The sequence below is a fragment of the Pseudomonas sp. Marseille-P9899 genome, assembly GCF_903166565.1.
Classification (GTDB): domain Bacteria; phylum Pseudomonadota; class Gammaproteobacteria; order Pseudomonadales; family Pseudomonadaceae; genus Aquipseudomonas; species Aquipseudomonas huaxiensis.
In genome coordinates this window covers 1,762,070-1,778,056 of record NZ_CAESCG010000001.1, presented here as the reverse complement: position 1 = coordinate 1,778,056, position 15,987 = coordinate 1,762,070, and the positions used below count along the sequence as shown (strand labels likewise).

Here is a 15,987-nt window from a genome sequence, read left to right as displayed (position 1 = left end):
TGTGTTCGGCCAGCCGGCGCAGCCGGGCCTGAAACGGTGGGCGTTGATCACGGCTGCTCATTGAGCCGCCTGCACGGCGGCGCTGGCGCGGGCCTGGCAACGTGGCGCCAGCACCAGAGCCAGCAGGGCCAGCACGCTGGCTACGGCGAAACTTGCGGCATAGCCGTAGTGATGGGTGAACTGGGTGGCGGCCAGGCCCAGCACCAGTGCACACCAGGCATCGGTACATTGCAGCAGCGAGTAGTCGGTGCCGGCCTGGGCGGGGGAGACCCAGTCCATCATCAGGCTGTAGAGCACCACAAAGCCCATCGCCATGCTCAGGCAGAACGCCAGGAAAATCGTCGTCAACAGGGCCTTGTCCGTGTTGCCCTGGCTTTCCAGGGCCAGGTAGCCCAGTTGCAGCAAGAGGTAGCTGAACAGGCTTGCCCAGACCATGCGCCGGCGACCTGCCCGCTCCAGCAGCAGACCACCCAGACAGGCGCCGGCGATGCCGGACAGGGCGATGCCGCTACTCGACAGCAGCCCGACCTGCAGCACATCGAAACCGCGGTCGACTAGGTAGGTGAGCATGATCGCGGTAAACCAGCGTACCGGTGCCTGGAAACTGACCACGCAGGCCATGCCCCAGCGCACCGCCGGGTTTTGCCAGGCGCGGCGCAGGCTGGGCGGCTCGGACGGCTGTTCGGCGCAGCGCGCCGGCAGCGGCAGGGCACGGCGGCGCAGCAGCAACGCCGGCACCGCACACAGGCCCAGCAGCGCGGCCAGGTACAGACTGGCGAGCGCCCAACCGACGCTGCTGGCCAGGGCCACCCACACACCGCCACCGAGGATGTATCCCAGGTAGCTGCCACCGATCTGCATGATGTTGCCCAGGCCGCGTTGGCGGCGGCTCAGGCTCAGCACCGCGGTGCCATCGGTGACGATGTCCTGGGTGACCATCACCAGCATCAGCACCCCAAGCAGGGCCAGCAGCGGGGTCATCGCGGTGGCGGGTGGCAACATGATTGCCAGCAGCGTGCCCAGTACCAGCAACCCTTGCAGGTTGTTGGCCAGACGCAGCCGGTCGCCGGTGCCGTTTCCGGCCACGCGGTCGGCGCGCGCGGCCCAGAGAAACTTGATGGCCGTGGGCAGGAACAGCAGCGACAGCAGGCCGATCTTGTCCAGGCCCACGCCCTGGGCGCGCAGCAGCACCGGCAAACCTTCGTGGGCCAGGCCGCTGAGCAGGCCCTGGCTTGCGTACAGCCCGCCGAATGCGGCGAGCAGTCCGGGCAGTCCGGCGGCGCGGCGTGCGGCGCTTGCCCGTGGGAGGGTGGACTCGTTCATGTCAGAAGCTCAGGTTCAGGCGCACGCCGGCCAGCCGCCCTTCGCCCACCTGGTAGGCGGTGCCGATCGGCGCACCGGCGTCGAAGGCATAGACGGCGTAGGTCTTGTCCGCGAGGTTGTCGACGTAGAAGTCGGTGGACAGGTTGCGGTTGACCTGCCACGACAGCCCCGCGTCGAGCAGCGAGTAGCCGCCCTGGACCAAGTTGTTGGCTTCGTCGAAGTAGGTCTTGCCGATGTAGGAGAGGCCGATGTGCGGGATGAGCGCCATGCCGTTGTCCAGGTTGAAGGCATACTCGGCGGCCAAATTGGCGGTGCTGCGCGGGGCGTAGGGCAGGATGTTGCCCGACAGGTCGTTGCTGGAGGTGCCGGTGGGATCCTGGTAGTGGCTGAACTCGGACTTGTTCACCGCCACTCCGGCCTTGATACGCAGCGCCTCGGTGGCCTGCCACTTGGCGGTCAGGCTGGCGCCGCGGGTGCGTGCATCGCCGACGTTCTGCAGGTACTGGCCCTGCACCGGGCCGACCGAGAGCTGGTAGTCCTTGATGCGCATCTGATAGGCAGCACCGGCCAGTTCCAGGCTGTTGTCGAACAGGTTGGCCTTGAAACCGACCTCGTAGTTGCGCGCTTTTTGCGGTGAATAGGCGAAGTCGATGTTCTGCGGGGTGACCGCGCGGGTGAAACCACCCGCCTTGAAGCCGGTGCTGTACAGGGCGTACACCGAGACGTCGTCGGTGAGCTTGTAGTTGATACCCAGCTTGGGCGAGGTGGCGTTGTCGCGCTTGTCGTTGTCCATCGCCAGGATGGCGAAGCGGGTATCGACATCGGTGCGCTGTTGTTCGAAGCGGATGCCGGGGGTGATGTCCAGGCGTTCGGTAGCGTGCCAGGTGAGCTCGCCGTAGGCGGCGTAGGAGCGGATGTCCTGGTGCGAGTCGAGCGCATATGCCGGGATCTGGCGCTTGAAGTCCAGGTCCTCGGCGTACAGGCCGGTCACGAAGTCCACGGCCTTGCCGGGTTCCTTGCGCGATGCCAGGCGCAGCTCCTGGGAGATCGTGCGCTGCTGCTCGGGGGTGTAGCTGCCGAACACGGTGCGCTGGTTGTCGCGGGTCTGGTAGCCGGTCAGAGCGCTGAGCACCATCGAGCCCAGGTCGTAGTCCACGTGCAGGCCGTAGCGGTTGGTGGCCAGCCGGTAGTTGGACTCCATCGGCAAGACGCGGCGAGCGTCCTTGTCGCCGTCGACCACGAAGTATTCTTCGTCGGAGTGGGTGACGTCGCGCGAGGCGCTGACCATCACGTCCAGCGGGCTGTCGGTGGGTGCGTAGCGCAGGCGTGCGCGGCCGTTGCTGTTGTCGTTGTCGCCCAGGCGCGAGCCGGTGTTCATGTTTTCCAGCTCGCCGCGGGTGTCGCTGGTGCCGACCGCGATGTCACCGAACAGCGCACCTGGCACCAGCGGCCCGCTGGCCATGAGCTGCATGCCCTGGCCGCGCTTGTTGGCATCGAGGCTGGCGTCGAAGCGCGCTTGATCGTCGGGTTTGCGCGTAACCACGTTGATCACCCCGCCGACCGCGCCGCGGCCATACAAAGTGCCTTGCGGGCCGTAGAGAATCTCCACCTGTTCCAGGCCCTGGGGCAGCAGTTGCGAGAGCAGGGCCTGGTCTTGCGGCAGGCCGTCGATCAGCAGTTGCGCCGCCGGGTTGTAGAAGTCAGGCGAGGACTGTCCGCGAATGGTGAAGTTGTCGAAGGCCCGCGAGGAGCGCTGGCGGATGTGCACGTCGGTGAACACCCGGTCGAGCTGGTCGACCCGGCGCAGGCCACGGGGCAGGATTTCGTCGGCAGTGGCCACGTCGGCGGCACCGGCGATGTCCTGCAACTGCTGGTCGCGCTTGGTGGCCTTGACGGTTACGGCGGGCAGTTCGAGGACGGCGCTGGTGGTGTCATCGGCCTGTGCCGGGATGGCCAGAGCGAGGGCGAGCAGCGACAGCGGGTAGGGCAGAAACGTGGTTTTTTTCATGATGGGGGGATCGCTGATTTTTGATAATAATAATTATTATTATCTGTGCGGTCGGCGATCTACCCCATGCGGGAATTTACGATCCCAATCGGGAAAACTTCACCTCAGTGGATGTCCTTGAGCCCTTTGACGGTGGCCGGCGCGACACCGTGGATGCGCCGGAAGGCCGCGGCGAACTGGCCGGGGTTGGAATAGCCGACGAATTCACAGGCCTGCAGCACGCTACAGGCGCCGGCTTCGAGCAGCGAGCGTGCTTGCTGCATGCGCACTCCGCGCAGGTATTGCGCGATGGTCTGGCCGGTGGCGGCTTTGAACGCCGACTTCAGGTAGCACTCGTTGATGCCCACACGCCGGGCCAACGAGGCGATGGAGTGGCTGTGGGCGAACTCGTCGTGAAGGATGTCGCGGGCGTCCTGCACGGCCACCCGCTGGCGCACAGGCAACTGCGGGCGCTGGCGCCAGGGTTTGTGGTCGGCCAGTTGGGCGAGCATCTGCAGGGCGGCGGCTTCGGCGTGCAGGCGTCCAATCGTGGTGTGCATGGCGCTGGTCAACAGGGTACTGGCGGTGGCCATGCCGAGGCTGTGGCACAGGTGTTCGCTGTCGAGCAGCAGCTCGGTGCCGTCCGGGCCGCCAATGGTCTCGGCCTGGTCCTCGAACAGCTGCTCAAGCAGCGGAGTGGGCACCTCGATCGACACGCCGCTGAAATGACCGGCCATCTCGCGATTGAAAGTCTGCTGCTCGCTGGCCTGGCGCAGCATCACCCCGGCACCGTGATAGACCGTGGGCTTGCGCTGCTCGGGGACCTGCAGGTGCAGCTTGCCGGCGACCATGATCTTGATGGTCAGGCAGCCGGGAGGTTGTACGTAGTGATCTTCGAAGGTGCCGGCGAAATCATACTGACCGCGGGCGAGGGTGATGCCATGGGCGATACGGTGCAGGTCGGTCCAGCCGCTTCCGTGGTGTTCGGGCAGGTCGAAGCGGGCATAGCCAGGGTCACGATCTGTGGAAAGCGATGCAGCGGGTGGGCAGGTTGGGGTAGACACAGCACATCTCCCAGAAGCCAATGACCTGAGGCGCCGGGCACCGGAGTGGCAGATCCGGGCGGGGGCACAGGGGCGGGGGCTAGGATAAGGCTTTTTGTCTTTATGTAAATGATAATTATTGTTGATTGTGGGTTGGTGCGAAGACTTGCGCGAAGCGGTGATCCCTTAGAGGTGTGCCGGGTTGGAAAGCAGAATCTGTGAATCACTCGGCCCAAGAAGATCGACCAGAATGGCTGACATCTATTCTCGAGGCTTCTGGCGGATTGATCAGTACGTAACGAGTCCGCCCGAACCCTGACGAACGACAAAGAAACCGGCCATTGAGCCGGTTTTTTGCCTTTGATACCGGACTAATACGCCATGCATTGCTCCACGGCATGGCAACAAAAGGAGGTTCAGAGAAACTATCCGGGTGGTGGTTTTGAGCGCACGGCAGGTTTCACCCGCGATTGTTCGGTGAGGTAGAACGCTGGCGGCTGCATGCAGATGAACGACACGTTTCTGGAATTTGATCGATATAGGTACAGCATGAAAGTGTGGTGGAAGAAGGCAGATTCACGCGGCGCTGAGGTTGAGCGTTTGAAACAGGCACTCGAGATTGCAAACCATGATCTGGAGGCCGCCAATGGTCGCCTCGCGCAAGCAGAACAGCAGGTTGTCGAATGCCACGGTCGTATCAGGAAGTTCGAAGATCTGGCCGCCAATCTCGCTACCTTTTCGCATTCGCTGGAGATGACCCAGTCCTCCTTCGCCAAGTTGGCGGGGACCATGGGCGATGAGCGGCAACACGCAGTACAGGCCCAGCTCATTTCCATGGATAGCCGCAATGCGATCGACCTGATTGCGGTCAACCTCCAGACACTGGCAGGCACTTCCGAAGAAGCCTCGCACAAGGTTGGACAGCTTGATGAGCAGGCGCAGAAGGTCGGTGGAATACTGCAAATGATCAAGGAGATTGCTGACCAGACCAATCTTCTGGCGCTCAACGCCGCCATTGAGGCGGCTCGCGCAGGCGACGCCGGGCGTGGCTTCGCGGTGGTGGCCGATGAAGTGCGCAAGCTGGCCAAGCGCACCGCGGAGGCTACTGCGGAAATCACCACCTTGGTGGGGAAGATTCGTCTGGACAGCTCGGACAGTCGCGATCAGATCGCCTCCCTTGCAGAGCATTCAGCGTCATTCAGCAAGGATGGGCAGGCCGCAGCGGATACCATGAGACGTCTTCTGAGTATGTCTTCCACCAGCGAAAAAACGGTCTCGGCCTCGGCGTTGCGCAGTTTCTGCGAGCTGGCGAAGGTTGATCATCTGATTTACAAGTTTCGCGTGTACAAAGTTCTGTTCGGTATTTCCAATGAAAGCGAATCCAGTTTTGCACTCCATACCCATTGCAGGCTTGGCAAGTGGTATTACGAAGGTGAGGGCAAGACCAGCTACGCCCAACTCCCCGGCTACCGCGATATAGAGAGTCCTCACAAAAAAGTCCACGACGCGGCCTTCGCGGCGCTGCGTGCTCATGCACAGGGCGATTCGGTTACCTTGTTGAAGGAGGTTGCTGCCATGGAAGAGGCAAGCCTGATCGTCCAGGATTGCCTCGAGCACATGGCTGAGAGCGGCGAGAGAGACACGCGTTTGCTGCAGCGTCACTGATGACATGAGCTTCGTGTTGTCGAAGGCAGCGGAACCGCAGTCGTAGATCGCTACTGTTTTTCATCATTGGTTTGGTGGGTACAGCGTCATTCAGGGCGCCCGCTATCTGCTACGAACCCCGCCACCTCCCGCACGAAATCCTCGAACCGGTCGTGATGCGGCCAGTGCCCCGCATTGGCGTACAGAACGACCCGTGCATCGCTGAAGTGGTCGATGCGCGGCTGGTTGTCGGCCAGGGAGAAAAAGCTGTCTTCGCCCCACGGCAGCAGGACGGGGCAGCGTACCGCCTCGATCAGTTCTAGCAGTTCCGCCTCGCTGCTCCAGAGCTGCGCAGGCTTGCGGGCGAAGTCGTCGAATTTCCAGGCGTAGCGGCCATCCTCCAGGCGCCGGCTGCCGTGGCTGGCGAGGTGCTCGGCCTGGGCCGCGCTCAGGTTGGGATTGCGGCTGTGAAAGTGCGCAATCGCCTGTTCCAGGCTGTCGTAGCGATGGCTCTGCCGCTCCGGTAGTTTCAGCCGGTACAGCGCTTGCTCGCGCAGGCGCTCGGCGCTGTTGCGGCGATGGTTGCGTTTGACATCCTCGGGCGCCGGGCCCAGTCCTTCGATGCACACTAGTTTGTGGACACGCTCGGGGAACGCCGCGGCATAGCGCAAGGCGATATAGCCGCCGAGGGAGTGCCCGACCAGGGTGGCACGGTCCAGTCGCAGGTGTTCGGTCAGGGCCAGCAAGTCCCATAACCAGGCGTCGTAGGTGTACAGGCCGCTGTTGCTCCATTGGCTGTCGCCGTGGCCGCGCAGATCCGGGGCGATGATTCGCCAGTCGCGACTGAGGTGTTCGGCCACCCGGTCCCAGTTGCGGCAATGGTCGCGGCCGCCGTGGATCAGCAGTAGGGGCGGGGCATCAGCGGGGCCCCATTCGACGTAGTGCAATTGCAGGCGCTGCGAGGTGAAGAAGCGCGAAACAGGTTTTGGCGGACTGCTCATGGGGGCTCCCTAGCGGGCGTACTGTGCGTCATCGACGCGCAGGCAGATGCCGGTGACGAATTCCGACTGCGGCGACACCAGATACAGCAGGCTGCTGTCCAGTTGCTCCGGTTGTCCGGCGCGGCGGCGGGGCAGGCGGCTGAGCATGCGCTCGGCATGCTCCTGCAACTGGCCCTGGGTCATCTCGGTTTCGAACAAGCCAGGCGCGATGGCATTGACGTTGATGCTGTGGCGCGCCCATTCCATCGCCAAGGCTTCGGTCAGGCGTACCACCGCCGATTTGCAGGCGCAGTAGAGCGCGGCGTTCATGCCGGGGCTGTAGTGGAAGGCACCCACTGAGGCGATGTTGACGATCCTGCCCGGCCTACCGCTACCGATCAGGTGCCGGGCGACTTCGCTGGACAGCACGAACGGCGCGCGGACGTTGGTGAACAGCAGTTCGTCGATATCTCCGGCTGTCGTCTGCAATGCACTGGCCGGGCGTCCGATGCCGGCATTGTTGACCAGAATGTCGAGGCTGCCGTGACGATGCACCAGGCCCTCGATCAGCGCTGGCAGTTGCTGGCTATCACGCACGTCCATGACCTGGGCGAAGGCCTGGCCGCCAGCCTGCTTGATCTCGGTCACCAGTTCTCGCAGGCGCTGTTCGCGGCGCCCCGCGACGATGACGCTGGCGCCCGCGGCCGCCAGTACCAGGGCAAAGCGCCGCCCCAGGCCGCTGGACGCGCCGGTGACCAGCGCCACCTTGCCAGCGAGGTCGGTGTGTCGCGTGACGGGGGGGGTGGAATCCATGGGAGTACTCCGGGCAAGCGCCGCCGCGGCCGGCCGTTGAGGGCTGGTCGTGGCGGCGTAGTGGGGTGGGTCAGGCGGATTTAGGGATGAAGATCGACTTCGGCTGGACGAATTCCATCAGCCCGGCCACGCCGTTTTCGACGCCGAAACCGGATTGCTTATGGCCGCCGAGTGGAATGCCCGGCGAGGACTCCAGGTTCTGGTTGATCCACACGGTGCCGGTGTCCAGGCGCTTGGCGATCGTCACTGCCTGATCGACGTCCTTGCTCCATACCGCGCCCGCCAGGCCGTACTCGGTGGCATTGGCGCGGGCGATAACTTCGTCGATATCGCTGAAACGCAGCAGCGGCAGGATCGGGCCGAAGGCTTCTTCGGTGACGACACGGGCGTCCTCCGGCGGATTGTCCACCAGCGTCAGCGGCATGAAGTAGCCGGTCTCCGGCACCGGGCCACCCTCCAGCAGGGTCAGGCCGGCTTCCCGGGCTTCGTCGCGCATCTGCAGCACGCGACGGTATTGCGCCAGGTTCTGGATCGGACCGAAGACGTTGCCCTCGACCATGCCGTCGCCCACCGGCAGGTTTTGCGCCAACTGGTGCAGGCGGTCACGCAACTGCTCGTAGATGGCGTCATGGATGTACAGGCGCTTGCACGCCACGCAGACCTGGCCGCTGTTGAAGAAGGCGCCCATGAACAGTTGCTGGGCGATCTGCTCGACATCCACATCCGGCAGCACGATGGCCGCGTCGTTGCCGCCAAGTTCCAGGGTAATGCGCTTCAGGTCGCGGGCTGCCGACTCCATGATGCGCCGGCCGGTGGCGGTGGAGCCGGTGAAGGAAATCTTGGCGAAGCCTGGGTGACTGGTCATCAGCGGCCCGAGGTGATCGCCGCCGCTGATGATGTTGAGCACGCCGGCAGGGAGCAGGTCGCGGGTCAGTTCGCCGAGGCGCAGGGTGGTCAGCGGGGTGAAGGGCGAGGGCTTGAGCACCAGGGTGTTGCCGGTGATCAGGGCATGGGAAATCTTCCACGAGGCCAGCAGAACCGGGAAATTCCACGGCACGATGGCGCAGACCACGCCCAGCGGGTCGTAGTGCACTTCGACCCGGCGCTGGGCGGTTTCTTCGACGATTTCTACGGGGGTGTCGAGCTGCGCGATACCGCGAATCCAGTGGGCGGCGCCGAGTATTTCCTCCTTGGCCTGGTTCAACGGGCGACCGTGCTCGAGAGTGAACAGCCGGGCCAGTTCGTCGGCGTGTTCAACCAGGCGTTTGGCGAACTGGTTGAGGGCTTGCTGGCGCTCGGCGCGCGGCGTGGCTTTCCAGCCAGGGAAGGCACGCTGTGCGGCGGCGACCGCCAGGTCCAGTTCGTATTGGCCGGCATCCGGGGCGTGACCGATGACTTCGCCTGTGGCGGGGTTGATCACGTTCAGTTGGCTGGCACATTCGGCGGACTGCGCGTCGATGGTCATGAGGGGCGCGAGGCGTGGGGGCATGGTTCGGGTTCCTGTCGGTTCTTGTTTTTCATAGGGGGCGCAAACGCGCCAGATGAGCAGGCATTTACCTAAAATAGTTAGATAAACATCCTCCGTCAATCAGCCTTTGTCTATCGATAGCGGCTAAAAACAGAGACGGTAAGATGGGTGTTTTCAAATTCAATCTATTACTGTTAGATTAAATCGCACGTCCCGAGTGCGATCCCCCATCGCCCCGAGGCGCCAAGAACAATAAGGGCCAAGCCCCACCGCCTTGAGGATTTGCCGATGTCCCATCCTGCAACGACCGCCGTGATCATCGGGGTCGGCGAATGCGTCGACCGCCCCGATGACGTGCGCGACGCCCTTGAACCCCTGGCCCTGATGGAGCGCGCTGTCCGTGCCGCGAATGCCGACAGCGGCGCCGACCTGCTGACGCATGTGCAGTCGCTGGAGGTGGTCGGCCTGGTCAGTTGGCGCTATGAAGATCCGGCGAAGACGCTCTGCGCGAGGCTGGGCATCCAGCCTGATCGCGTGGTCAACGCCTCCATGGGCGGTGAAACCCCGGTGCGGTTGATCCACGAAGCGGCACTGCGAGTCGCTGCCGGACAGGAGTTGACCTCGTTGATCGTCGGTGGCGAAGCCATGGGCTCCATCAGCAAGGCCCGTCGCCAAGGGCTGAAGCTGGATTGGACACCCATCGCCTCCCGCGAGCGTGCCTGCCGGTTTGCCAACGACTCCATTGCCACCCGTCCCGTAGCCCGCAGCCTGGGTATTCGCGAGCCGGTGCAGATGTACCCCTTCTATGAAATGGCCTGGCAGGCCCGACAAAAAAACAGTCCGGCCCAGGGGCATATCGACTCGTCGCGGCTGTGGGCACGTTTTGCCCAAGTCGCCGCGAGCAACCCGAGTGCCTGGCGCGGTGAAGCGCCCAGCGCCGAACAGATCGCCGAACGCAGCGAAGACAACCGCCTGATCTGCTGGCCCTACAGCAAATGGATGGTCGCCAATCCCAACGTCAACCAGGCCAGCGCGGTATTGGTCACCAGCCTTGCCAAGGCGCGGGCGATGGGCGTAGCAGAGGATCGTCTGGTGTATGTCTGGGGCGGCGCCCTGGCCAGCGAGGCCGATGACTTTCTCGACCGCGACGACTATAGCCGCAGCCCCGCTCAGGCAGCGGTGCTCAAGGAGGCTTCGGCGTTGGCCGAGGGCGAGACGTTCAACCATCTGGAGCTGTATAGCTGCTTCCCGGTGGTGGTGAAGATGGCCCTGGAAAACCTCGGCCTCGATCCCGCCGAAGGGCCGGCGCCGACGGTCTGTGGCGGCCTGAGCTTTTTCGGCGGACCGCTCAACAACTATATGGGCCACGCCACCTGCGCCATGGTGCGGACCTTGCGAGACGCACCGTCGGACCTCGGTTTGCTGTACGGGCAGGGCGGTTTCGTCACCAAACACCAGTCGCTGGTGCTGAGCCGTCGTGCACCGGCGCAGCCCCTGTCGCTGGACCGCAAGCCGGCACCGCAGCAAGGCGCCGCCCCGGCACTCGACCTCGACTACCGCGGCCCCGCCAGCATCGAAAGCTACACCGTGCTCCACGACCGCGACGGCCAGCCGCGCCAGGGCGTGGTGATCCTGCGCACGCCGCAGGGCGCGCGAGCCATGGCGCGGGTTGGCGTCGATGACGAGGAGGCGATGGTGGTATTGCTGTCGGAGACCCACAACGCCATTGGCCGCAGCGGCCACCTTTATCAAGATGTATTCGGCAAACCGTGCTGGCGCCTGGACGCCGCAGCCCGCCCGCGGGCGCTGCGCTTCACCCGCGTCGAGCGGCGCGGTCCGATCACCCTGGTGACCATCGATCGCCCGGCGCAGATGAATGCCTTGCACCGTGACGCCAACGCCGAGCTGGCGCAGATCTTCGATGACTTCGCCGCCGATCCGCAGCAATGGGTGGCGATCATCACCGGTGCCGGTGAGCGGGCGTTTTCTTCCGGTAATGACCTCAAGTACACCGCTAGCGTCATGGCCCGCGGCGAGCAGGTGGAAGTGCCCGTCAGCGGCTTTGCCGGGCTGACCTCGCGCTTCGATCTGAACAAACCGGTGATCGCCGCCGTCAACGGCCTGGCCATGGGCGGCGGTTTCGAGATTGCCTTGGCGTGTGACTTGATTATCGCCAGCCATAACGCCAGTTTCGCCCTGCCCGAGCCCAAGGTCGGGCTCGCTGCCCTGGCGGGTGGTTTGCTGCGCCTGCCGCAGCAGATCGGCTACCAGCAAGCCATGGGCATGATTCTCACCGGTCGCCACGTCAGCGCCGACGAAGCGCTGGAACTGGGCCTGGTCAACGAACTCGCCAGTCCCGCCGAGCTGCTGCCCACCGCACTGCGCTGGGCCGAACAGATTGTCGCCTGCAGCCCGATGTCGATCCGCGCTTCCAAGGAAATCGTCCGTCGTGGCCTGGAAACACCCGAGCTGCGCGTCGCTTATCAGGCCCAGACCGGCTACCCGGCAACCCGTGCCCTGTTCCGGTCACCCGATGTCCTCGAAGGGCCGCGAGCCTTCGCGGAGAAACGCGCACCGCGCTGGGACGGCGGCAAGGGGAGCGCCTCATGAACCTGCAGTGGACCGCCGAAGAGCGGGCCTTCCGCGAGGAAGTGGCGGCGTTTTTCGAGCGCGAGATGAGTGACGATTTGCGGGCGGCCGGGCGTTGGATGACCAGCGTCTACGGTGACCATCAACTGGCCATGCGCTGGCAGCTCAAGCTGCTCGCCCAAGGCTGGCTGGCGCCGTCCTGGCCGGTGGAGCACGGCGGCTGCGACTGGAGCGTCGCCCGGCATTACATCTTCGCCCAGGAAAAAGCCAAGGCCTTCGCGCCGCCCACTTCGCCCATGGGGTTGCAGATGTGTGCGCCGGCGTTGATCGCCTTCGGCACCGCCGAACAGAAAGCGTTCTTCCTGCCGCGCATGCTCAGCGGCGAGCATTTCTGGTGCCAGGGCTATTCCGAGCCCGAAGCCGGTTCTGACCTGGCGGCCCTGTCGATGCCCGCCGAGGATGTCGGCGACGCGCTGCTCTGCCACGGCAGCAAGATCTGGAGCACCCATGCCCATGTCGCCAACTGGGTGTTCTGCCTGGTGCGCACCTCGCGGGAAGACCGCTCGCAGAAGGGCATCAGTTTCGTCCTGATCGACATGCGCAGCCCCGGCGTTGAGGTGCGCCCGATGGTCTCGCTGACCGGCGAGCACATCCAGAACGAGATCGTCTTCGATCGGGTGCGGGTACCCAAGACCCAGGTCGTGGGCCGTATCGGTGAAGGCTGGACCGTCGCCAAGTACCTGCTCGAATTCGAACGCGGTGGCGCGGCCTACGCGCCACAGATGCTGGCGCGCCTGCGCGAATTGCGGGGTTTTGCCCGGCAGGCACCGGGGCAAGCAGGGCGCAGCCTGGCCGAGGACCCGCTGTTCATGGCGCGTTTGGCGGAGGTCGAGTGTCAGGTCCGGGCGCTGGAGATGTATGAACTGCAGACCCTCTCGGCCCTGGCCAAGGGTGGTTCTCCGGGGGCGTCGGCCTCGGTGCTGAAGATCCTCGGCACCGAGCTGCAACAGGCAGTCACCGAGTTGGGCCTGGACGCTGCCGGCCATTACGGCCTGGCGTTCCAGCCCCAGGCCGGATTCACCGGTGGCGCCGTCGGCATTGCCCACGGCGGTCCGAGCTTTCATGGCGAGCGACTCGCGGCCCTGGCGCCGCTGCGTTACCTCAACGAACGGGCCGGCAGCATCTATGCCGGGACCAACGAAATCCAGCGCAACATCCTCGCGAAAACCGCGCTGGGACTCTGAACGGCGCCTGCGCCGAGGCCTGCGTGCGGGCCACCACAATAACAAGGGAGTCAAACAGTGAAAGGTATTGGTGCTGATGGCGAGTACTGGGCCGCGCTGGCCCAGGGGCAATTGAAAATGCAGCGCTGCGACGGCTGTACCCGATGGAACTGGCCGGCGGTCTGGCGCTGCGGTGAATGCGGCGGCTGGAGTCAGAGCTGGCACGCGGTGGTGCCGCGTGGGCGAATTTACAGTTGGACCCGAACCTGGCACGACTTCGGCGCGCCGAAGGGTCTGGCCATTCCCTACATCAGCGTGGTGGTGGAACTGGACGATGCCGGCGGCACGCGCCTGCTCGGCACGCTGGACGCCAGCGCCGCGCAGCCCGTGATCGGCCAGCCGGTCACCGGGCGTCCACATCACGACACGTTCGAGGGCGAAGCCCTGCTGGCCTGGCGCTGGAGCGCCGGCCCTGTCAACTCATCTGCCGAGGAAGTCTGAAATGCCCGCCAATCCAATGCTCGATGCGGTTTCGGTCGCGGGTGTCGGCCTGCGTCAATACAAGCGCGGCACCGCGCCGCTGCCTGAACAAGGCGTGCTGGTGCAGGCGATCATCGATGCCTGCGACGACGCCGGTTTTGACCCGGCGCAGATCGACGGCTTTGTCTCCTACGGCGACGACAAGAACGAACCGGTGCGGCTGATGCCTGACCTGGGCACCCGCGAACTGCGTTTCAACGCGCAGATGTGGGGCGGCGGCGGCGGTGGCATTGCTGGTGCTTTCGGCATCGCCGCTTCGGCGATCATCAGCGGTCAGGCCACTGCGGTGGTGGTGTTCCGCGCCTTGGTGCAGGACAACAGCGGGCGCATGTCGGCGGCGGTGATGCGTCACCACCTCAACGACCATATCGTCGGCGCCGGCCTCGTTTCGCCGGCGCAGATCTGCGCCCTGCGTGCCCAGCGCCTGTACGAGCACCACAAGGTGCCGACCTCGGTCGCCGAGGAGCTTGTCCGCGCTTCCTACTACCACGGCTCGCGCAACCCGCACGCCACCGCCTATGGCAAGCCGCTGGATATCGGGGCCTACCGCGAAGGCCGGCTGATCGCCGATCCGTTCCGCCTGTTCGACTGCTCGCGGGAGAACGACGGCGCTGGCGCGCTGCTGCTGGTGTCCACCGAGCGTGCCCGCGACCTGCGCAAGAAGCCGGTGCGCCTGCTGGGCGTGGCCAACGGTGCGCACAAGGGCTGGGGCGATCTCTGCGAGAACGACCTCGATTACGCCTCGGCCGGTTTCAAGCCGATTGCCAAGCGTCTGTGGGAGCAGACCGGCGTGACCCCAGCGGATGTCGATGTGGTGCAGCTCTACGAGAACTTCAGCGCCCAGGGTGTGGCCTCGCTGATCGACCACGGTTTCTGCACCTACGACAACGTCGCCGAGGTGATCCGCTACGAAAACCTGATCGCCGACGGCGGCAAGCTGCCGGTGAACACCGCCGGCGGCAACTTTGCCGATGGCTTCGTCCACGGCATCGGCGTTGCCATCGAGGCGGTGCGCTGCCTGCGCGGCGAGTCCGCCAACCCGGTGGCGGATGCGCGCATCTGCCTGATGGCCGGCGGCCCCGGTGCACCCACCGTCAGTTCGGCGCTGTTCGCCAGCGACGACCTGTAAGCCGCGAGGAAATGAACATGTCCGAACCTCATTGCGTCATCGTCGGTGGCAGCCATGCCGGCGCCCAAGCCGCGGCCAGCCTGCGCCAGGAAGGCTGGAGCGGGGCGATCACCCTGGTCAGCGCCGAGCCGCTGCTGCCGTACCACCGGCCGCCGCTGTCCAAGGGCTTTCTCTGTGCCGACAAGAGTGACGAAGCGTTATTGATCCGCCCGGCGGATTTCTATGCCAAACAGAACATCGACGTGCGCCTGGACACCCGTGTCACCCGCGTCGATCCGAAGGCCAACCGGCTGTATTGCGACAGCGGCCTGACACTGGATTACAGCCACCTGATCCTCGCCACCGGCGCCGAGGTGCGCCGCCTGCAGTTGCCGGGCGGCGACCTGCCGGGCATCTGCTACCTGCGCGACCGCCAGGATGTGTTGCGCATCCGCGAACACCTGCGCCCCGGCGGCCACGCGGTCATCGTCGGTGGTGGTTACATCGGCCTGGAAACCGCCGCTTCACTGCGCCAGCAGGGCATGCACGTCACGGTGCTGGAAGCGCTGCCGCGAATCCTGCAGCGGGTGACTGCGCCGGAGGTCTCGGCGTTCTACACCCGGGTGCACCGTGAAGAAGGCGTCGAGGTGGTGCTGGACGCCCGCCTCGAATGCTTCGTCGGCGAGGACAAGGTGCGCGAAGTGCTGCTCGCCGACGGCCGCCGCCTGCCGGCGGACCTGGTGGTGGTGGGCATCGGCGTATTGCCCACGGTCGAACTCGGCCGCCAGCTCGGCCTCGCTGATGTGGAGCAGGGCATTACCGTTGACGAACATGCGCGCACGGTGCTGGACAACGTCTACGCGGTGGGCGATTGCACCCGTCACTTCAATCCGCTGTATGACAGCTGGCTGCGTCTGGAATCGGTACAGAACGCCAGCGACCAGGCGCGCATCGCCGCCCTGGCGATCTGTGGCAAAGCCACGGCTTACACGGCGTTGCCTTGGTTCTGGTCCGATCAGTACGACCTCAAGTTGCAGATCGCTGGCCTATCCAGCGGATACGACCGGGTGGTGCTGCGTGGCGACAGCCAGGCCGGTCGCAGCTTCTCCGCGTTCTACTTCCATGGCGACAGGCTGCTGGCAGTGGACGCGATCAACCGTCCCAAGGACTTCATCGTCGCCAAGCGTTTTCTTGCTCAGGGCAAGTCCGCTGATCCGGAGCGGCTGGCGGACGAGTCCATCGATATCCAGGCCTGTTTCAGTTGAAGGA

At 64.8% G+C, this 15,987-nt stretch carries 12 protein-coding genes and 1 pseudogene; 7 read left to right on the top strand and 6 right to left on the bottom strand.

The window, feature by feature from the left end; genetic code table 11:
• Positions 1 to 57: 57 nt before the first annotated feature.
• From HWV67_RS07625 to HWV67_RS07615, 3 genes are all read right to left on the bottom strand, one after another.
• On the bottom strand, positions 58 to 1,323 hold the full coding sequence (locus HWV67_RS07625; RefSeq protein ID WP_175650642.1) for an MFS transporter: 1,266 nt from the start codon (positions 1,321 to 1,323) through the stop codon (positions 58 to 60).
• Position 1,324: 1 nt separating this feature from the next.
• Complete coding sequence (locus HWV67_RS07620) at positions 1,325 to 3,331, bottom strand: TonB-dependent receptor (RefSeq protein ID WP_175650641.1); 2,007 nt, start codon at positions 3,329 to 3,331, stop codon at positions 1,325 to 1,327.
• A 104-nt stretch (positions 3,332 to 3,435) separates the two neighbouring features.
• Positions 3,436 to 4,374 (bottom strand): helix-turn-helix transcriptional regulator, encoded by a 939-nt coding sequence (locus HWV67_RS07615; protein ID WP_175650640.1) that lies wholly within the window; start codon positions 4,372 to 4,374, stop codon positions 3,436 to 3,438.
• 936 nt (positions 4,375 to 5,310) lie between these two features.
• Here HWV67_RS07615 and HWV67_RS32055 point away from each other — a divergent pair.
• Together HWV67_RS32055 and HWV67_RS32050 are read left to right on the top strand one after the other, a co-directional pair.
• Positions 5,311 to 5,556, top strand: a pseudogene (locus HWV67_RS32055) (methyl-accepting chemotaxis protein); the annotation flags it as partial.
• A 27-nt stretch (positions 5,557 to 5,583) separates the two neighbouring features.
• Positions 5,584 to 6,018 (top strand): CZB domain-containing protein, encoded by a 435-nt coding sequence (locus HWV67_RS32050; protein WP_371929287.1) that lies wholly within the window; start codon positions 5,584 to 5,586, stop codon positions 6,016 to 6,018.
• Positions 6,019 to 6,104: 86 nt separating this feature from the next.
• Here HWV67_RS32050 and HWV67_RS07605 read toward each other — a convergent pair whose 3' ends face one another.
• The 3 genes from HWV67_RS07605 to HWV67_RS07595 all read right to left on the bottom strand — a co-directional run bounded on the left by HWV67_RS07605 (position 6,105) and on the right by HWV67_RS07595 (position 9,279).
• Positions 6,105 to 6,998 carry an alpha/beta fold hydrolase gene (locus tag HWV67_RS07605; protein ID WP_175650638.1) on the bottom strand — a complete coding sequence of 298 codons (894 nt, stop codon included), beginning with the start codon at positions 6,996 to 6,998 and terminating at the stop codon, positions 6,105 to 6,107.
• A 9-nt stretch (positions 6,999 to 7,007) separates the two neighbouring features.
• Positions 7,008 to 7,790 (bottom strand): SDR family NAD(P)-dependent oxidoreductase, encoded by a 783-nt coding sequence (locus tag HWV67_RS07600; protein WP_175650637.1) that lies wholly within the window; start codon positions 7,788 to 7,790, stop codon positions 7,008 to 7,010.
• Between the two features lie 70 nt (positions 7,791 to 7,860).
• A complete protein-coding gene (locus tag HWV67_RS07595; protein WP_175650636.1) occupies positions 7,861 to 9,279 on the bottom strand; it encodes an aldehyde dehydrogenase family protein in 1,419 nt (472 codons plus the stop codon).
• A gap of 267 nt (positions 9,280 to 9,546) precedes the next feature.
• Here HWV67_RS07595 and HWV67_RS31615 point away from each other — a divergent pair, with 267 nt between their 5' ends.
• Genes HWV67_RS31615 through HWV67_RS07570 form a run of 5 tightly spaced genes read left to right on the top strand, consistent with a single transcriptional unit; the run spans position 9,547 to position 15,983 of the window.
• Complete coding sequence (locus tag HWV67_RS31615; RefSeq protein WP_175650635.1) at positions 9,547 to 11,868, top strand: enoyl-CoA hydratase-related protein; 2,322 nt, start codon at positions 9,547 to 9,549, stop codon at positions 11,866 to 11,868.
• Entirely contained in the window at positions 11,865 to 13,091 is a 1,227-nt protein-coding gene (locus tag HWV67_RS07585; RefSeq protein WP_175650634.1) for an acyl-CoA dehydrogenase family protein, read from the top strand. The genes HWV67_RS31615 and HWV67_RS07585 overlap by 4 nt, the downstream gene beginning before the upstream one ends.
• Positions 13,092 to 13,148: 57 nt before the next feature.
• Positions 13,149 to 13,571, top strand: a complete 423-nt coding sequence (locus HWV67_RS07580) for a Zn-ribbon domain-containing OB-fold protein (protein ID WP_175650633.1) — start codon at positions 13,149 to 13,151, stop codon at positions 13,569 to 13,571.
• A gap of 1 nt (position 13,572) precedes the next feature.
• Positions 13,573 to 14,739 (top strand): thiolase C-terminal domain-containing protein, encoded by a 1,167-nt coding sequence (locus tag HWV67_RS07575; protein WP_175650632.1) that lies wholly within the window; start codon positions 13,573 to 13,575, stop codon positions 14,737 to 14,739.
• Positions 14,740 to 14,756: 17 nt separating this feature from the next.
• Entirely contained in the window at positions 14,757 to 15,983 is a 1,227-nt protein-coding gene (locus tag HWV67_RS07570; RefSeq protein WP_175650630.1) for an NAD(P)/FAD-dependent oxidoreductase, read from the top strand.
• Positions 15,984 to 15,987: the final 4 nt, after the last annotated feature.

Coding starts and splice junctions, on each gene's coding strand:
- HWV67_RS07625 (WP_175650642.1), bottom strand. CDS start 1,323: ATGAACGAGTCCACCCTCCCACGGGCAAGCGCCGCACGCCGCGCCGCC.
- HWV67_RS07620 (WP_175650641.1), bottom strand. CDS start 3,331: ATGAAAAAAACCACGTTTCTGCCCTACCCGCTGTCGCTGCTCGCCCTC.
- HWV67_RS32050 (WP_371929287.1), top strand. CDS start 5,584: ATGAGACGTCTTCTGAGTATGTCTTCCACCAGCGAAAAAACGGTCTCG.
- HWV67_RS07605 (WP_175650638.1), bottom strand. CDS start 6,998: ATGAGCAGTCCGCCAAAACCTGTTTCGCGCTTCTTCACCTCGCAGCGC.
- HWV67_RS07600 (WP_175650637.1), bottom strand. CDS start 7,790: ATGGATTCCACCCCCCCCGTCACGCGACACACCGACCTCGCTGGCAAG.
- HWV67_RS07595 (WP_175650636.1), bottom strand. CDS start 9,279: ATGCCCCCACGCCTCGCGCCCCTCATGACCATCGACGCGCAGTCCGCC.
- HWV67_RS31615 (WP_175650635.1), top strand. CDS start 9,547: ATGTCCCATCCTGCAACGACCGCCGTGATCATCGGGGTCGGCGAATGC.
- HWV67_RS07585 (WP_175650634.1), top strand. CDS start 11,865: ATGAACCTGCAGTGGACCGCCGAAGAGCGGGCCTTCCGCGAGGAAGTG.
- HWV67_RS07575 (WP_175650632.1), top strand. CDS start 13,573: ATGCCCGCCAATCCAATGCTCGATGCGGTTTCGGTCGCGGGTGTCGGC.
- HWV67_RS07570 (WP_175650630.1), top strand. CDS start 14,757: ATGTCCGAACCTCATTGCGTCATCGTCGGTGGCAGCCATGCCGGCGCC.